The organism is Pedobacter cryoconitis, assembly GCF_001590605.1.
GTDB classification, from domain to species: domain Bacteria; phylum Bacteroidota; class Bacteroidia; order Sphingobacteriales; family Sphingobacteriaceae; genus Pedobacter; species Pedobacter cryoconitis_A.
The window spans coordinates 229,016-247,875 of sequence record NZ_CP014504.1; the positions used below are offsets into that span (position 1 = coordinate 229,016).

The following is an 18,860-nucleotide window of genomic DNA, read 5'->3' on the forward strand; positions in this document are numbered from 1 at the left end:
AGCACCAACTTATAGTATAGGAATTACAGGATATTATCCTCAAAATTTAAGCTATCTGTTACCTTCAAATCACTACTTTTACCAGGGATGAAACGCACTTCAATTATAACAGTTAATTTTAACCAGCCGGCGGTCACACTGGATTTTTTAAAGTCAGTAAAACTTCACACCAATTTGACTGAAGTTGAGGTTATCCTGGTCGATAATGGTAGCACAGAAGACCATTCGGCTAGCTTCATCAAAGAATATCCCGGCCTTATTTATATGGCTTCTCCTGAAAACCTTGGGTTTGCGGGTGGGAATAACCTGGGAATTGCAAAAGCGGAAGGAACCTATCTTTTATTCCTGAATAACGATACCGAAATTACCGGGAACCTGGTGACTGAACTGACCAGCGCGCTGGATGAAAACCAGGAAATTGGATTAATATCTCCATTATTATTGTATTTTGATGCACCTGATGTGATTCAGTATGCAGGTTCAACAAAAATGAATTACGTGACTTGCCGCAACAGCACCATCGGAGCGATGGAAATTGACCAGGGACAATATGATGAGGCTTTTGTGGAAACTGCTTTCTGCCATGGTGCTGCCATGATGTGCCGTAAGGCTGATCTGCAGTTTGCCGGGTTAATGGAAAACAACTTTTTCCTGTATTATGAAGAACTGGACTGGTGTGAGAAATTTAGAAAAGCAGGTAAAAAAATATGGTTTACAGGCCGTACCAAAATTTACCATAAAGAATCCATGAGTGTGGGGAAAGAAAGCAGTATTAAAACATACTTTATGACCCGGAACAGGATGTTGTTCATCCGCAGGAATACCAACTGGTTGAATACTTTGCTTTTTAGTTTGTATTATATCGGCATTGCCAGCCCGAAGCAAGTATTAATGTATATAAAGAAGAATAGGAAAGACTTGATTAAATGGGTTTTCCTGGGATTGAAATGGAATTTTAACCATTCAAAAGATAGTAACGATTTAGGCTTTAAAATATAAATATTGATGATTATAGTTTTTTGGATCAGCATTTTTCTGATTGTATATACGTTTGTTGGTTATGGTTTTATGCTTTACCTGCTGGTGAAAATCAAAAGATTGTTCAGCAAACCGTTTGCATTTAAAACAGATGCAGTTTTGCCAACAGTTACCCTGATGGTTGCAGCCTACAATGAAGAAGATATCATTGAAGATAAAATAAGGAATACTTTGGAATTGGATTATCCTGAAGATAAGCTGCAGCTGATTTTCATTACTGACGGGTCTTCCGATCAGACCGCAGCGAAAGTGGGTAATTTTAAAGAGATCACGCTCTTACATCAAGATTTACGAGCGGGAAAGATGGCAGCTATTAAAAGGGCTATTCCTTTAATCAATGGCGCAATTACGGTATTTACGGATGCGAATACTTTTTTAAATGCTGAAGCTATCCGTGAACTGGTGAAGCATTATCAAAATCCTAAGGTTGGGGCCGTTGCAGGTGAAAAGAGAATACTGGTTGAAGCATCGGCTGATGCCAGTTCAGCAGGGGAGGGTTTTTACTGGAAATATGAGTCTAAACTAAAAAAACTGGACTATGAATTATATTCCAATGTAGGAGCAGCCGGAGAATTGTTCAGTATCAGGACTGCATTGTACCAGCCTGTTGAAAGCGATACAATTATAGATGACCATATGATTGCCATGCGCATTGCTGAGAATGGTTATGTGATTGCTTATGAACCTGGAGCCTATGCTATGGAAACCGCATCGGCTGATGTCAAAGAAGAGCTGAAAAGAAAGATCAGAATCGCTGCGGGGGGCATGCAATCCATCCTTCGTTTAAAAAAAGCGGCAAATCCATTTCGTAATTTTGTATTTACGTTTCAATATATTAGTCACAGGGTTTTACGGTGGACAATTGTACCGGTTCTTTTAATCCTGGTTTTTATACTGAATGGCCTTATCGCATTTTCAAAACCTGTTGTCTTTTATCAATATTTATTTGCGCTGCAAGTGCTTTTCTATGTATTAAGTATGATTGGGTTTTATTTTGAACAGCGGAATATCCGTGTAAAAGCCTTATTCGTTCCTTATTATTTTTGCATGATGAATTATGCCGTACTTGCAGGTATTTTGCGATATTACCAAAAAAACCAGAGTGCAGCATGGGAAAAATCGAAAAGAAAAGCTTAACCACATTCAAAAATTTTAAGAGACACGTTGTCCAGCGCATTTTAGGATACACTATCCAGCACTTGCTGGAGTGTCCTTGCAAATTCTTTATCGTAAGGTGCCAGGAGCATCGTTTTATGGTCTCCGGGCACATCATGTACTTCAACTCCTTTTAAGGCATATTTCTGCCAGCCCAGGTATTTAAAATCCTCTACAAAATAAACATTGTCTGTGGCTCTGAACAAATGTACCTTCTCTTCAAAAGGAGCTAGTTTATAGGCTTGATAAGCAATGTCATACTTCTTGTCAATCCGCCTCATAATCTCATAGATTCCCCCCGCTTCTTCTTCTGTTTTTGTCTGGGTCCCAAAAATTTCCTTTAATCTGGTAGTGATGATATGTTTCTGATAATTAACAGTCGCTTTGGGGTTCTTGAAAAATGAAGTGATGATCCACCAGAATTTTGGTAACTGTTTCTTCACCCTTTCTTTGAAAACACTAAAATCATTTCCGTGGAAGTCCAGGTTTTTTGCATTGGTATCAAAAATACCCAGCATTTTAATCTCATGTCCCAGTTCTCTTAACTGTCTGGCCATTTCTATCACGACATATCCTCCAAAAGAATAGCCTGCAAGTGCATAAGGGCCATGTGGGTTTTGTGCCAGTATACTTTCTATATAATAACGGGCAATGTCTTCCATATTGTCCATGGGTTCTTCCACGCCGTCCAATCCTTGCGCCTGAATACCAAATACAGGTTGTTCCTGGTCTACATGCAACCCAATCCCACTAAAGTTAAGTACATTGTAACCGCCTCCATGAACAATATAGATCGGAGTCTTTGAACCTGATGGTTTAATAGGTACCAAAGAGGTATAGGTAGTTGGGCGGTTCTGTCCATCCAGTAATTTTCCTAAAGTCCGGATGGTCGGATATTCAAATAAAGTAGCAAGTGGCAAACCATGTCCGTTAGCTTTTTCTATCTGGATCATGAACTGGATTGCGATGAGTGAATGTCCGCCCAGTTCAAAGAAATTATCATCAATTCCTATTTCTTTGACATCGAGTAATTGTTCCCATAATTTGACAATGGTAAGCTCAGTTGCCGTTTGCGGTGCTTTATATTTGCTGAAATCACCAGCATGCAGATGGTCGGGGGCTGGCAATAATTTTTTGTCTATTTTACCACTGCTTGTTCTTGGAAATTCCATGACCCAGACAAATACGGAAGGGATCATAAAGGCGGGTAATCTGCTTTGAATTTCGTTTCTTACAAAAGCAGTATCCTGATTTCCGGTAGCAGAAGCTAAATAAGCGACTAATCTTTTCCGGCCGTTATGGTCTTCTTTCGCAGTCACTACAACTTGCGCGATCCCTGGAATGCGGTTTAATACGGCTTCTACTTCTCCAAGTTCAATCCGGTAACCTCTTATTTTAACCTGGTCATCGTTACGGCCCAGGAACTCAATATTTCCATCAGGTAATATTCTGGCCAAATCACCTGTACGGTAAACACGTACCTGTTTTCCATCAGGTAAATTTAAGCTGACAAACTTCTCCGCAGTCAGTTCAGGTTTATTTAAATATCCGGCAGCCAGGCTGGCACCAGCAATACATAATTCCCCAATTTCTCCCGGGGCCAGTATTTCCAGGTTTTCGGTAGTAATATGGATAGTTGTATTGGAAACCGGGCTTCCAATGGGAGGTAAAGCCGGCCATTTGGAAGGATTTCCGGTTAATTTCAATTGGGTCACCACATGGCATTCAGTAGGGCCATATTGATTGTAAAGGATACAACCCGGAACAGCTCTGAAAAACTGCTCAATCTGCGGGGTAATTTTCAACTGTTCACCGGCTGTCATCACTTCTTTTAAAGCTTTAGGGAATTTACCCATACTTGCTGCAGTTTCGGCAAGGAATTGTAAGGCTACAAAAGGCAGATAAATTCTGTTGATCTTTTTTAGCTCAATCTTATCCAGTAAGTTATCAGGGTTTAACCGGAGTACATCGTCAATCAGGATCAGTTGTCCGCCTGCACAAAGTGTACAGAATATCTCCTGGAAAGATACATCAAAAGTTAACGGTGCAAATTGCAGGGTTATACTCCCTGCTCCGGCAATAGAATTGACCATTTGCCACTGGATTAAATTGACCAGGGCAAGCTGGGTCATGTAAACGCCTTTAGGCTTTCCGGTAGAACCTGAAGTATATAAAACATAGCCGTTCGGATTCTGCAGGCTGTCGTTTTGTACAGGTAAACTATAAGTAAGATCGAAATCTATCGTTTGTAAATCCAGCTGCTGAAAGAACTTGTTTTCTACGGCCCCGGCAATACAAAAATGGAGATTTGAATCATTTATAATCTGGCTCAGCCTGATTTCCGGATAATTAGGGTCCATTGGCAGATAGGCTTTTCCTGCTTTAAGAATCGCCAGGATAGCCACGATCATATTAATGCCGCGTGTAGTACTGATTCCGATGATTTCCTCCTGAGGTGCACGGTTCAGGATTGCCCTGCTCAGGTTGTCGGCCCTGATTTCAAGATTGCTATAACTAATAGACTCATCCTGAAAAGTAATGGCGGTCTGATCTTTAAAAGCGGCGGCAGCTTTTTCAAATAAATGCTGAATTGTAACCCCTTTTAGTGCAGCAATCTCTGCGCTGAAATCGGGTATGGCTAATGCAGAAATAGCTGTACTTCTTTTAAAGACAGGAGCGGAAAGAAAATATGGATTATCCTGCTGAACCAATTCTTTCAGTTTCAGGTTGGGATGTGCAGTGATAAACTTTAAGATATTTTCAAAGCCAGCCATCATTTGCTCAATGGTCTGCTGTTCAAATAACTGGGTATTGTAAGACCATTCCAGCACAAATGAATTTTCTGAGCCGCTGGCATTAATGAACAGTTCGAAGCTTTCAAAAGCTCTTGGATTACTGATCAATTGATAGTCAAGGTTTTCAAAAGCTACCCCGTCATCTAAGCCCATGTCTACATTGAAAACAACGGGGGCCAGGGGGATTCTGGAAGGATCTCTTGCAATCTTAAGATTTTTCAATAAGTTACCCCAGGTAATCTGCTGATGATCGAAAGCATCCAGCACAGCTGATTTTCTCAGTTTCAGGTATTCCTTAAAACTGTAGTTTTTATTCGGGTAACTTCTTAAAGGCAGAAAGTTTACACAATGTCCAACCAGGTTATAATGTCCGGTAACGGATTGTCCGGAAGCTGGTAAGCCGACCACGACATCTCTTTGCCCGGTTAAAAGGTGCAGAAATACTTCAAAGGCAGCCAGAAAAGTAATAACCAGGCTGCTTCCTTCAGCTCTTCCGGTTTCCTTCAGCGCATGGATCAATTCCTGTGAAATATGGAAATCCAGGCGCTTACTCTGGAAGGTTCTGAGCTGCGGACGTTCATGATCAGTGGGTACATCCAATACTGGAATATGCTGTTCATACTGGCTGAGCCAGAATTGTTCGTTGGCTTTGCGCTCCGCGCTCTTTGAAAACTCCAGTTGTTCATAAGCAAAATCAGTTAAGGAAGTTGCTTCTTGCAGATCTGGATCAGTATGGTTGACCAGCGCAGTATAGATTTTACTGATGTCCTGTAAAATAATCCCCAGTGACCAGCCATCACAGATAACATGATGTCCTGTAAAAGTGAAATGGTATTCCTGATCGGAAAGCTTTTGCAGACCTGTTTTAAACAGCGGGCCATTCAGCAGATCAAATAAGAATAAGGCATCACTTTCAACGTATTGTTTGATCTCCTGTTCCTTTTGAGCAGAACTCAGCGCCGATAAATCTGTAAAAGCCAGTTCATCTTTTACCTGGTCAAAAATCAGGATAGTAGCACCGTCCCTGCTAAAAGCTGACCTTAAGGCTTCATGGCGCTGGGCTACTCTTTTGATCGTATCTTTTAATAAAACAGGGTTTATATTTCCTTTTAGACGGAGTGAAACAGATTCATTGTATGCTCTGCTCGCATCATTCCCTCCCAGCATACAAGAAGTCCAGATTTCTAGCTGAGGCTCCGTTGATGGTGCAGTACGAATGATTTCTCCTGCTATAAAAGGATCAAAATCAACTGGTTTATAGGTTATGTTTTGTTTACGCACTATCATTTTAACTATTTGACTCCACCTGAAGATATTTTCCCGGATTTTCCGGATCTGTAATGAACCAGGCAGGATTTCCCGATTGATCTCTCCCTAATCTTGCACCTGGAACAGGCGGTTGAAGTCCGGATGTTCCTGTTGAGCGGACAGGTTCAGTTAAAGATGGGGATTGATTTAGAGGAATTAGTCCGGTTTTCATTAATTCCAGCACACTTTCTTTGAATTGCGCTGCAATCTGATTGATTTCATCCAGGGTATGCGCCTCTGTTAAAAAACAAGGGAAACCATCCCAGATATGAATTCCTTTGTACCGCATTAAGGTAAACAGCAGCTCACTGTATGGATATTCTGCTGTAAATTTTATTTTCCACAAAGAACCAAAATGAGCGGCAAGCATGGGCAGGCCCAATTCCTCAATGGTATCATTTAATAAGCCGGCCAGATAAGTAGTATTGTTATTTAATTTGAGCTGGAATTCATGACCTTTTGCTTTCATGTATTCCAGGCTGGCTTTGCCAGCAGCCAGTGCCAAAGGGTGTCTGACAAAAGTCCCGGCGAAATAAGTAACGCCAACTTCCGGGTAAGAAGCATCTCCAAAAGACCAAAAACCGCCATCCAATGCATCCATAAACTGTTTTTTTCCAGCAATAGCTCCGATTGGTAAACCTCCGCCAATGACTTTTCCATAAGTGCCCAGATCGGCCTGGATGCCAAATATCGCTTGTGCACCACCCTGATTTGCGCGAAAACCGGTGATGACTTCGTCAAAGATCAGTACAGTTTCAGCTTTCAGGGTAATCTCCCTGAGCGCTTTCAGAAATGCTACAGGTTGAAATTCTGGTCTTCTGCTCTGTACAGGTTCTACCAGAACAGCGGCAATTTCATTTGCCCGCTCTTTGATGATATTTAATGACTCTTCAGTCCCATAATCCAGGACCAGCATATTTTGAACAGCTTCGGGCATAATACCCGGAGCGGCTGGAAAGCTTTTTAATTTTTTAGTTCCCCTGATAATGACCTCATCATTAATTCCATGATAAGATCCTGAAAAAGAAACAATTAAAGAGCGTCCGGTTACTGTTCTTGCAATTCTCATTGCGCCTAAAACAGCTTCAGAGCCAGTATTACATAAGGCAGCGCGGTCAAAACCAGTGAATTCACAAATCAACTGGCTAACATCACCGGCAAGCTCATGCTGCGGGCCTATTTCATATCCTTTTTCTACCTGTTCCAGGATTGCATTTTTTAATACCGGATGCTGATAGCCTAATAAGTTTGAGCCAAAACCATTCAGGGCATCTATATATTCATTTCCATCGATATCCCATAAATGACTTCCAGCAGATTTATTAGCGACAATAGAATAAACAATCTCTTTGGTATAAGGCTTGAACCCGGATACTACCCGGGGATCGGCCATATGGGACCTGTGTTTTTGTGTATAAGCTTTACTGGCAGCGGTTTTTTGAGTATAGCGTTGTGTTAATTGCGCCAGGAATTCTTTTTGCTCAGGTGTAAGCGCAGTTGAACTTTTTTCAATTCGTGCAGTGGCCCCGAATGGTTTTTTAATTTCTATCAGTTCCTCTGCAGAAATATCCGTTGCTGGTGCAAGTACCGGCGCGGCCGAAACTGCATCCCTGTAATTGGAAGGCGCAGATCCACTCATTAATTCTACCTGTTTAGTCAATAACTGCAACTGCTGAGCGATTAACCCCAGTGCAGTATCTGCAGGTGCAAAGGCAGGTGCAAAGGTAGCAGGTGCACTGTCTTGCTGTGTATAAGCCGGTGATGGGCTTGGTATAGCTGCGGGAACTGGCTCCTGTGGTGTATTTTTATCTATATAAAAGGCAAGTGCCTCAATAGTTGAATATTCTTCATTCAATTGTCTAAAGCTGACCGGAAGCGAGAATTCTTTTTTAAAGGTAATTGCTACCTGTGTCAGCAGTAATGAATCCAGTCCGATTTCAATAAAACTTGTATCTGGGGTAATGCCATCCATTTCAATTCCTGAGGCATTTTCCAGCAGATGTTTTATTTTCTCAATCAGTGTATCTTTCCTCATGGCAATAAGGGTTGTATTGTTTTGGTGAGTATTGGTCAATAGATTTTGTTTTGCAATGTTTTTTGGTTCTGCCCAGTATCGTTTTTTATGATAACTATAAGCTGGCAGCTCAACCCGCTGTCTTTGCTGATGGTTATATAATGCCTTCCAGTCTGGGGTTAATCCTGCTAACCAGGTTTTTCCTAAAGCTGTTAAAATGGCATCGTAAGCGCCTGTGGCTTCTTTTTTATCCAGACTGGCGATAGCGGTAAAAGTAGTTTTGGCTTCGTGCTGCCAGGCCAGTGTGGTACAGGTATTTCCTGGTCCGGCTTCAATCAATACTGGATGATCCAGTGCTAATATCGTATCCAGTGCAGGAGAAAACCGCACTGTGTTTCTTAAATGTTCCGTCCAGTAAGCAGGGTTCTGTGCTTGCGCATCGGTCAGAAAATCACCAGTAACTGTAGAAACAATTGGTTTTTGCGGTCTGTTTAATTTAACCTGGCTTACAATTTCATTGAAGTCTTTGAGGATAGGGTCCATCATTGCAGAGTGAAAAGCATGACTGGTCAATAATCTTTTATGTAAAATCAGTCTTTCATCAAGTTTGAGCTGAAAAGCATCAATATCTTCATTCTTTCCGGCAACGACACATAATTTGGGACTGTTTATGGCTGCAATGGCTAAGCTTTCGGGAAGGATTTTCTCAATTTCCAAAGCAGAAGCTCTTACACTTAACATGCTTCCTTCTGGTAGTCCGCTAACCATTGCACCACGTGTAGCAATCAGTTTAAGACCGTCTTCCAATGTGAAAACACCGGCTAAATGTGCTGCAACGTACTCTCCTATACTGTGTCCGCAAAGGATAGAGGGCTGTATTCCCCAGCTGATCCACAAACGTGCAAGTGCATAAGAGGTGATAAATAAAGCAGGTTGTGTATATTTTGTATTGTTCAGCAGTATACCCGCCTGGAGGTCCTCAGCCGCTGCATAAATAAGCTGCCTGATATCCAGCTCCAGGTATTTGGTTAATATCAATGCACATTCATCGATAGCAGCTTTGTAAACAGGCTCATTTTCGTATAATTCAGTACCCATGCCAGGGTATTGTGCACCCTGACCAGGAAATAGAAATACAGTTTCGCCTGGCATTATTTTAACAATAGCAGTGGATACGGTATATCCCTCTGCTAATTCCTGTCCGGTATTTGCAACGAGGAAACTACGTTGTAAAAAATCAGCCCTTGTAGTTTGCAGCGTATAAGCAGCATCAGCGTGATTAAGCTCAGGTTTTGTATTCAGATATGTTTTTAAAACCGATTCATAAGCTTGTAAGCTCTCTGTTGATTTAGCCGACCAGGTAAACAGGTTTTTTAAACGTCCCTGATCTTCATTCAGTGCTTTTAAATGGTCGTGTTCTTCTACAATGACATGAACATTTGTTCCTCCTACACCAAAAGAGCTTACACCTGCTCTCCTTATTTTATCCGTATCCCAGGGTTTTAACTTGTCATTGACATAAAACGGAGAATCGGCAAATGATATATTTGGATTGGGCTTTTCAAAGTTGATAGAAGGAGGGATTTCTTTATAATATAAAGCAAGGGTTGTTTTGATCAGACCAGCCACACCTGCAGCTGCAGTCATATGTCCCATATTGCTTTTAATAGAACCTATAGCACAAAATTGTTTGGCGGTTTGGGTTCCGAATGCTTGTTTTAAGCCTTCAATCTCAATCGGATCACCCAGAGGAGTGGCCGTTCCATGCGTTTCCACATAAGAGATCGTAGCAGGATCAACGCCGGCATCCTGAATAGCCATTTCAATTGCAGCAGCTTGTCCATCGGTACTTGGTGCAGTAAAGCTTCCTTTGGCGCCTCCGTCATTGTTTATACCGACACCCTTAATCAGGCCATAAATAGTATCTCCGTCTTTTAATGCAGTTGCCAATGTTTTCAAAAGTACAACTCCTGCTCCATCACTGAATACTGTTCCGGTAGCGTTGGCATCAAAAGAGCGGCAATGGCCGTCCTGGCTTAACATGGCACCTTCCTGATAAATATGTCCGCTGTGAATGGGAGAGGTAATACTTGCCCCACCAGCAATAGCAACGTCACATTGGTTTTTTCGCAGGCTTTCTACGGCCTGGGTAACTGCAAGCAGAGAAGTAGAGCAGGCTGAAAATACACTCACTGCAGGGCCTTTCAAATCCAGCTGGTAAGCCGTCCGGGAAGAGATATAATCTTTCTCGTTGACCGTCATGACCTGGAAACTACCTACCTGGTTAATCAAATCGGTGTTGCCTGCCACATTATGAGGGAAATAACTGTTGTTTCCAGAACCTGCAAATACACCGATCAGGCCATCATAAACCGCAGGTAAATGTCCTGATTTTTCCAGCACATCCCTGCTGATCTCCAGGAATACCCTTTGCTGCGGATCCATGAGTTCGGCAAGTTTAGGATTGATCCCGAAAAATGCGGGGTCAAATAAATCTGCGCCATTCAGAATACCTCTGGCTTTTACGTATTGCGGATCATTTTTGATTTCATCCGGAATACTACTATCGAGATCTTTAAAGAAAGTAATTGTTTCTTTACCGTTACGCAGTACTTCCCATAACTCTTCGATTGTGTCTGCACCGGGGAATTTACCCGCCATGCCGATAATGGCAATCGGTTGTTCCGGATCTGAAGAGTGTACTCTTTGTTTTTTTGTCGCTGCCGCTGCCGTATCAAGATAATTTACGAGCTTACTGATTTGCGGAAATTGATAAAGTTTTGTGATCGGCAGTGCAATATGATGTTCAGTTCTTAAGGAAGAAACTGTTTTTAAGGCTAAAAGAGAGTTACCACCCAGTTCAAAGAAATTATCATTGATCCCGATTTGATCTATTTCTAATACATTGCCCCAGATTGCGGCAATTCTTTTCTCCAAAGTCGTTTTGGCCGGACTATATAGCGTGGCTAATTCAGGTCTTTTTCGTTCTGGTAAAGGAAGGTTTTTTTTGTCCACTTTACCACTGGTTGTTTTAGGCAGATCTTCCATCCAGATGAAAGCGGAAGGGATCATATAATCAGGTAAATTTGCTTCCAGTTCATTTCTGATCAGGCTTGTATTCCTGTTTTTAGTATCGGCAACAAGATATGCCAGCAACCTGTATTGGCCACTTAAATCGGGTTTAGCGATAACAACAGCTTGTTTGACACCAGCTATCTGGTTGAGCAAAACTTCAATTTCTCCCAATTCAATTCTATAACCTCTGATTTTTACCTGATCGTCCTTTCTTCCCAAAAACTCAATACTACCATCATTTTCATAACGGGCAAGGTCACCAGTCACGTAAACACGGGTCTGCAGACCATCTACGGCGATCCAGATAAATTTTTCAGCAGTTAGCTCCGGCCTGTTCAGGTAACCTTCAGCAAGGCTGGTCCCTGAAATTGCCAGTTCTCCGGTTTCTCCCGTTTTCAGTACATTGTTGTCCTGGTCTAAAATATAAATAACCGTATTGGAGATAGACCGGCCAATATTTGGCAATGGCGGCCATTTGGAAGGTGCTCCGGTCAGTTTAAGTTCAGTGACCACATGGCATTCTGTAGGGCCATATTGGTTAAAAAGAACACAGTTGTTTAGTCCTTCGAAAAATTCTTTGACCTGCGGAGTGATTTTTAACTGTTCACCAGCAGTCATCACCTCTTTTAAATGCTGAGGATATTGCTGGCTGGCAGTGGCAGCTTCAGCTAAAAACTGCAATGCCACAAAAGGCAGAAAAATACGGTCTATAGCAGCCTCATTGATGAAATTCAGCAGGTTGACAGGATCTAGTCTCAAGTCATCGTTAATGAGTACTAAGGTTGCTCCTGTAGTGAGTGTGCAGAATATTTCCTGGAAAGACACGTCAAAACTTACAGGTGCGAATTGTAAGGTTTTACTGCCCGGGCCTGTAATTGAATGCTGCTGCTGCCATAAAATAAGGTTGACCAGGGCAGCCTGTGTCATATATACTCCTTTAGGTGTACCGGTAGAACCTGAAGTATACAGTACATAAGCATTGGGATTTTGCACGAGTGGTGCTTCCTTTTGCTGTGATACAGCTGTTTCAGCAGCGGTATTGCTGATCATGATATTTAATGCTGATGAACCAAAAAGTTCCTGTTCCTGAACCTGACAAATGCAGGTTTTAAGACCAGAATCTGCAACGATTTGCTGTAACCTTTGTTTGGGGTAGGCAGGGTCTAAAGGGAGGTAAGCTTTTCCTGATTTGAGTATAGCCAGCAAGGTAATGATCATGTCGGCAGATCTGGTTGTACTTAAGCCAATAAGATCTTCATTCAGCGTTAATTCAGAGATTTTTGCACTCAGGTCTGTCACTCTTTTTAAGAGTGCTTCGTAAGTGAGCTGTTCCTGCCCGAAAGCAAGCGCAGTGAGTTTTGGGAAATTCTTTGCTGCATCCTCAAAAAGAGAATAAACTGAAGGAATAGCTTCCAAATCAACAAAATCCTGTTTAGTAGTGTTATGCATTAATTTCTAATTTTTTTAACTGATCATAAATGTCTTTCCTGATAAACAGGCGTTTCATCGCAACCGTGGAATGTGCCAGTACATAACCAGCTTTCCTTAATTTATTACAGCTCCTTTTTATTCTGAAATGGAATGATTTGTCCTTTGTATTGTAAATTTCATCAAATTCTACCAAGATAGCTTTAACATTCAGCTTATCTTCAATAATTGTATCAATCACCTTGTATTCAGCTCCTTCTATTTCTATTTTGAGCAAATCAATATGCTGGTGGCCCAGCTCGGTCATCAGGTTGCTTAAACGGTCAACAGGAGCTTCAATGAAATTCTTTGATTCTGTAAATAAAATAGCAGAATGAGAGGAATAATTCTCTCTTTCAGGGTCGTAGAACCTTAATGTTTTCTTCTCATCCCAGAGTCCTACCGGAACAAATTTGATTTCAGAGAACTGTTTGCTGCTGATATTGTAAACGTAAGGTGCAAGGGTTTTATCCAGGGTGAGCGGGATTCCATGATTTACATAATCTTTAACCTGATTGAAGTGGTTAATTCCATAAGGGGAAGGATCAAAAATGTAAACTTTTGCATCAAAAGCCATTTTAAGCTCTGTATCGAAAGAAATATCTTCGCCAGCACCTACACAGTAACAAATGGAATGTGATCCTAAAAAGTGATCAGGAACCATATATCCATGTCTTTCGGAGCCGAAATAGCTTAAGTTTTTCAAGAGCTGTACGTTGGACTGATGATGAATGCCGAGCATTCTTTTAATAAATTGAGTTGCCATCCTGAGAATGCGGTTGAATTTGCGTTAAAATTACGTTCTGATTGGTGTTGTCTTAATATAAGAAAATCAATTAATATTATATTAATCCGTTTTGATTTGGGTTATTTAATTCGTTTAATGCATTTTAGTATGACTTGACCAGGCTGATTAAGTTATTCAATTAGAATTCATTTATTTTGGGTATACTCAGAAGAACAGGCAAAGATCGTTCCTGTTCTGATATTCCAGGTTTGAGTTCATGATAACTTGTTGTCTGACTCTGTTTAAATCAATTTGTCATTGTTTGTTACCATTTAATCCTATCATTTATTTAGAAAGGAAAGGGGGTTCTTTTTATTCATCAGGGTATTATTTTCCCCAGTTAAATTCAATACTTTTGGAATTCAAAAAGCAGTCTGAAATTAGCAGACCTGTTAAGCAGAACCTATTGAAACAATGTTTATGGATAAAGATGAAATCGTAGTTAGTGAGATCTTAATTGCCGCCAAATCTTTGTTTGGGAAATTCGGATTAAAAAAGACAACTATAGAAGATATCTCTGCTGCCGCCGGAAAAGGAAAAAGCACGCTTTATTATTATTTCCCCGGAAAAAACGAAATCTTCGCTGCTGTTGTTAAAGATGAAATGAAAGCAGTAATTAAAAATTTGCGCGAAATAGTAAACCGCGTATTTTCTGCGGAAGATAAGCTAAAAGCTTTTCTGAATTTTCAAAGCACAGCTATCCTGGAATTCCGCAGTCTCTATAAAGTGATTTTTGTAGACATGATTGAATCCCGGAGGATGTTGCTGCCCCTTAGACTAAAATATGAACAGATGCAACTGGGGATGATCAGTGAAATCATTCTTGGTGGTACACAAAGCGGGGAATTCAGAGACCTTTCTGCAGAAAGTATTCATAAGATGTCCTTCGTATTGATCGTTGCTTTCAGGGGCTTGCACTTTCCGCTCTCTATTAATCCTTCAGAAGTACAATCCCATGAATATTTTGATGAGCTCGTAGAGATGCTTATTGAAGGCATTGGGAATTAAGAATTTAAACCTCCATATTTATAGCATGAATTACCTGGATATCCTGGATCAGGTCAGAGCGCATGTCTCGAACTTGTTTCACCTGAATAAAGATGAGAGATTAACTTATCATAACTTGTTGCATACCGAGCAGGTTGTGAAAGCTGTAGTCAAAATAGCCAACCATTACCAATTGTCAGACCATGACTTTTTTGTGGTCAATGTAGCTGCTTGGTTCCATGATATAGGTTACCTGACCAACTGTGAAAGGCATGAAGACCGCGGTGCGGCATTGGCTAAAGAATTTCTGGAATCAAAGGGAGCAGAGCCGGAATTAACGGATTTGGTAACCAATTGTATTCTGGCTACAAAAATGCCTCAGCGCCCGGTAGGGTTGTTAGAAGAAATTGTTTGTGATGCTGACCTTTTTCATTTAGGCAGTGAAGATTTTAAGGAACGAAATAAACTGATCCGTAAAGAAGCAATTGCTTTTTCGGGCAGGGATATTGATAAGGAGGAATGGCGTTCAAAAACCATTGTCCTTTTCGAAATGCACCATTACCATACCGATTACTGTCAGGGTTTACTGGCAGCAAAAAAGGAATCAAACCTGAACGAATTGAAAGAAAAAGTATTTAAAGATAAGCATGGGAAAGCAAAGGAAAAGGCTATTCATGATTCAGCCCCGGTTATCTCAGAAAAGCATACCGAAATAATTGTGGAGAAAAAAAAAGATAAGAAGCAAAAAAGCGACCGCCCGGATAAGGGGATAGAAACCATGTTCCGGATTTCTTCAGGTAACCATCAGCGGTTGAGTGATATGGCAGATAATAAAGCACATATTATGATCTCTACCAATTCTATCATTTTATCTGTTACTTTAAGTGTACTGCTGCGTAAACTGGAAGATAATCCTCATTTGATCATTCCGACATTGATCTTGCTGATTATTTGTGTGGTGACGATGGTGTTTTCTATCCTGGCTACCAGGCCTACCGTACCTCCGGGGACTTTCAGTAAGCAGGATATTGATGAAAAAAGGGTGAATTTACTGTTCTTTGGTAATTTTTACCGGATGGCTTTACCCGATTATGTGAATGGAATGGAGAAAATGATGGAAGACAGAGAATTCTTATATGGGAGCCTGATCCGTGATTTATATTCTCAGGGTGTGGTTTTAGGACGTAAATACCGTTTACTGAGAATTGCCTATAATGTTTTTATGTTCGGTATTATTGCTTCCGTTCTTGCTTTTGTTATTGCCAGTGCGGTAGTAGCTTTATAAAAATACGATGACAGAATATACCTTTTTTAACCGTGACCTGAGCTGGTTAAGCTTTAATGAGCGCGTATTGATGGAAGCTGAAAATGAGCAGGTTCCCTTATTGGAGCGTATCAGGTTTCTGTCTATTTATTCTTCCAATCTGGATGAATTTTACCGCGTCAGGATGCCGGTTTTGATGGCTATTGATAACTTTGATGAGCGTACCGGATTAAATAATAATTATTATAAAGCACAGTTTTTAATCAACCAGCAGCAGCAAAAGTTTGGGCATTTACTTGCTAACCAGCTTTTGCCAGCTTTAAAAGCAAAGGATATCCACTGGTTATATAATGAAGCTATTCCTGAATTGATCATAGATGAATTATCCCGGATCTTCTTTACTGAAGTACTGGCTTATATCAGGTTATTTTCTGTAGCGAAGGATGAAGATGGCTTCTTTGCTGAAAATAACAGATTGTACCAGGCAGTAATCCTGTCGGATGCGGCCGGTATAGAACGTCTGGAAATAATTACGCTTCCTTCTGATGTTTTGCCCAGGTTGTATGCGGTTAACAAAGAAGATCAGAAATATGTTGTGTTTCTTGATGATATTATCAGAAATAACCTGAATTATCTTTTTCCTGCTGAAGAAATTAAAGGCGTCTTTAATATCAAGATCACCAGGAATGCGGAGATGAATATTAAAGAGGAAATCGAAGATCTGGATGAAGATATTACGATTGCGCTGGAAAAGGAGCTAAAGAAAAGGGATCTGGGTACTGCTACCCGGTTTCTATGTCAGCCAGGGATACCACTCAGACATCTTTATAAAATCATTTATGCACTCAATCTGGCTAATTCTTCGGTTGTAGAAGGTGGATATTACCACAACATGAAGGACCTGAGTAACTTCCCCTTTCAGGAAGTTGGGCTAAACTATCCAAAGTGGCCGGCATTGCCGAACCTGCTTTTGAAAAAAGAAGAGACTCTTTTTGAACAAATATTTAAAAAGGATCTGATGGTTCATGTTCCTTATCAGAATTATGATCCGATATTAAGATTTTTCAATGAAGCGGCAAATGATAGTTTCACCGAAGAGATTTACGTGACGCTTTACCGGGTTGCAGATAATTCCAGAATTGTCAATGCTTTAATGACTGCGGCAAAAAATGGTAAAAAGGTAACTGTAATGGTAGAGCTGAAAGCTAGATTTGATGAAGCCAATAATATCAAGTGGGCTTCCCGGATGAAAGCTGCAGGCGTAAAAATCATTTATAGCAACAAAGAACTGAAAGTACATGCAAAGGTGGCACTGGTTAAAAGAAGAGTTAGCAATCAAAGTCATTATCTGGGACTGCTGGCTACAGGAAATCTGAATGAATCAACAGCACGCTTTTATACGGATCATATCTTATTGACAGCTAACCAGGCCATGCTGGGAGAGTTGAAACAGCTATTTGGTTTCCTGAGCAAGAAGAAGAAAAAACCATTGCTTGAAGATGCTATTAACTTTGAACATTTATTAGTTGCGCAATTCAATTTGCAGCAGAAATTTATTGCATTGATAGACCGTGAAATTGTCAATGCAAAAAAGGGACTGCAAGCTGGGATTATCATTAAGATGAACAATCTTGAAGAGCGGGTATTAATTTCCAAGCTTTATGAGGCTTCTGCTGCGGGTATAAAAATACAATTGCTTATACGGAGTGTTTGCTGTCTTATTCCCGGGATTGAAGGGCAAAGTGAAAATATCACGGTAACAAGAATTGTAGACAGATATCTGGAGCATGGGCGGATCTTTCTTTTCCACAACAATGGTGAGGAGGATCTTTTTATGGGATCGGCTGATTGGATGAACAGAAATATTTATGGCAGGATAGAGGTCTGTTTTCCAATCTATAACGAGGAATTAAAAATAAGACTGATAGAAATCTTAAATTTACAGTTAAGGGATACTGTTCAGGCAGTTGAACTCAACGAAGAAATGCAGAATAACTATTGTGCCGGTGAGGTTAAAGTCCGCTCTCAACAGGCTATTTATGATTATCTGAAAGAAACCACTTTACATACCATCGAAAATAACGTATCATGAAAGCATTTCTTAAAAAGCTGAGTTACCTTTTGCCAATATTGATTCTTATTGGGTTTTATGCCTGTAAGCCAGCAAAGCAATCTTATTCAAGCCCTAAAGTCTATGATTTCAATCATCCTGAGAAATTTATTATGCCCGAAAGTTTGCATGAGATCTCTGGAATTGCTTTTTACAAAGGTAAAAGTGATACGATCTATTCCATACAGGATGAAGAAGGCCGGCTTTACAGACAAGCCTGGGGGAATAAAAAACAGCAGCATACAGTTTTTGGTAAGAAGGGGGACTATGAAGATCTGGCAATTTTAAACGAGACGGTCATTATTCTGAGAAGCGACGGCACACTTTTCACTTTTCCTTTTACAGAAGCCATTCAGCCGAAAGCGGGAAAGATTAAAGAATGGGCCGATATTTTGCCGGATGGAGAATATGAGAGTATTTATGCTGACCAGCAAACCAACCAGGTTTATCTGTTGTGTAAAAACTGTAAAGGAGATAAAAAAAAACAAACGATGTCCGGTTTTATCTTTACTTATAATCCAGCGAAAAAAGAATTGATTGCGTCGGGTAATTTCTCTATGGATCTGAGTGAACTGGTTACTTCAGGACAAATTCTGAAAACGGGATTAAAGGCTTCTGCATTAACAAAAGATCCGCATTCAGGAGATTGGTATATTCTTTCTTCGGTAAATAAACTGCTGTTAGTAGCCGGTCCGGACTGGAAAGTTAAAAGCGTATACCGGTTAAATTCTTCTATTTTTGCCCAACCCGAAGGAATAGCTTTTGATAACCAGATGAACCTGTATATTTCTAATGAAGGTGATGAACTGAGTTCTGGAAATATTTTAAAGTTTAAGCGTAAACCCTGAGCATTTGATTAA

At 40.5% G+C, this 18,860-nt stretch carries 9 protein-coding genes; 6 read left to right on the forward strand and 3 right to left on the reverse strand.

The annotated features are described in order from the left end of the window. The first annotated feature begins 87 nt into the window (after positions 1 to 87). Together AY601_RS01070 and AY601_RS01075 are read left to right on the forward strand one after the other, a co-directional pair. On the forward strand, positions 88 to 999 hold the full coding sequence (locus AY601_RS01070; RefSeq protein WP_068395347.1) for a glycosyltransferase family 2 protein: 912 nt from the start codon (positions 88 to 90) through the stop codon (positions 997 to 999). 6 nt (positions 1,000 to 1,005) lie between these two features. Continuing rightward, positions 1,006 to 2,175 carry a glycosyltransferase family 2 protein gene (locus tag AY601_RS01075; RefSeq protein ID WP_068395349.1) on the forward strand — a complete coding sequence of 390 codons (1,170 nt, stop codon included), beginning with the start codon at positions 1,006 to 1,008 and terminating at the stop codon, positions 2,173 to 2,175. 41 nt (positions 2,176 to 2,216) lie between these two features. Here AY601_RS01075 and AY601_RS01080 read toward each other — a convergent pair whose 3' ends face one another. The 3 genes from AY601_RS01080 to AY601_RS01090 are packed head-to-tail and all read right to left on the reverse strand — an operon-like array spanning position 2,217 to position 13,618. Further along, entirely contained in the window at positions 2,217 to 6,269 is a 4,053-nt protein-coding gene (locus AY601_RS01080; RefSeq protein WP_198163579.1) for a non-ribosomal peptide synthetase, read from the reverse strand. Between the two features lie 7 nt (positions 6,270 to 6,276). Next, positions 6,277 to 12,834: a type I polyketide synthase gene (locus tag AY601_RS01085; RefSeq protein ID WP_068395353.1), complete on the reverse strand. Its 6,558-nt coding sequence runs from the start codon at positions 12,832 to 12,834 to the stop codon at positions 6,277 to 6,279. Then, positions 12,827 to 13,618: an FkbM family methyltransferase gene (locus AY601_RS01090; RefSeq protein ID WP_068395355.1), complete on the reverse strand. Its 792-nt coding sequence runs from the start codon at positions 13,616 to 13,618 to the stop codon at positions 12,827 to 12,829. Before AY601_RS01090 ends, AY601_RS01085 begins: the two co-directional genes overlap by 8 nt. Before the next feature lie 441 nt (positions 13,619 to 14,059). Between AY601_RS01090 and AY601_RS01095 the strand changes: the two genes are divergently transcribed. The 4 genes from AY601_RS01095 to AY601_RS01110 are packed head-to-tail and all read left to right on the forward strand — an operon-like array spanning position 14,060 to position 18,848. Then, positions 14,060 to 14,647, forward strand: a complete 588-nt coding sequence (locus AY601_RS01095) for a TetR/AcrR family transcriptional regulator (RefSeq protein ID WP_198163580.1) — start codon at positions 14,060 to 14,062, stop codon at positions 14,645 to 14,647. 25 nt (positions 14,648 to 14,672) lie between these two features. Continuing rightward, entirely contained in the window at positions 14,673 to 15,911 is a 1,239-nt protein-coding gene (locus AY601_RS01100) for a Pycsar system effector family protein (protein ID WP_068395360.1), read from the forward strand. Between the two features lie 7 nt (positions 15,912 to 15,918). Beyond that, on the forward strand, positions 15,919 to 17,982 hold the full coding sequence (gene ppk1 / locus AY601_RS01105) for a polyphosphate kinase 1 (RefSeq protein WP_068395362.1): 2,064 nt from the start codon (positions 15,919 to 15,921) through the stop codon (positions 17,980 to 17,982). Then, positions 17,979 to 18,848 (forward strand): SdiA-regulated domain-containing protein, encoded by an 870-nt coding sequence (locus AY601_RS01110; protein ID WP_232324676.1) that lies wholly within the window; start codon positions 17,979 to 17,981, stop codon positions 18,846 to 18,848. The genes ppk1 and AY601_RS01110 overlap by 4 nt, the downstream gene beginning before the upstream one ends. The last annotated feature ends 12 nt before the right edge of the window (positions 18,849 to 18,860 follow it).

Excerpts from the sequence above, each read along its gene's own strand:
- AY601_RS01070 (WP_068395347.1), top strand. The coding sequence starts at position 88 with ATGAAACGCACTTCAATTATAACAGTTAATTTTAACCAGCCGGCGGTC.
- AY601_RS01075 (WP_068395349.1), top strand. The coding sequence starts at position 1,006 with ATGATTATAGTTTTTTGGATCAGCATTTTTCTGATTGTATATACGTTT.
- AY601_RS01085 (WP_068395353.1), bottom strand. The coding sequence starts at position 12,834 with ATGCATAACACTACTAAACAGGATTTTGTTGATTTGGAAGCTATTCCT.
- AY601_RS01090 (WP_068395355.1), bottom strand. The coding sequence starts at position 13,618 with ATGGCAACTCAATTTATTAAAAGAATGCTCGGCATTCATCATCAGTCC.
- AY601_RS01095 (WP_198163580.1), top strand. The coding sequence starts at position 14,060 with ATGGATAAAGATGAAATCGTAGTTAGTGAGATCTTAATTGCCGCCAAA.
- AY601_RS01100 (WP_068395360.1), top strand. The coding sequence starts at position 14,673 with ATGAATTACCTGGATATCCTGGATCAGGTCAGAGCGCATGTCTCGAAC.
- ppk1 (WP_068395362.1), top strand. The coding sequence starts at position 15,919 with ATGACAGAATATACCTTTTTTAACCGTGACCTGAGCTGGTTAAGCTTT.
- AY601_RS01110 (WP_232324676.1), top strand. The coding sequence starts at position 17,979 with ATGAAAGCATTTCTTAAAAAGCTGAGTTACCTTTTGCCAATATTGATT.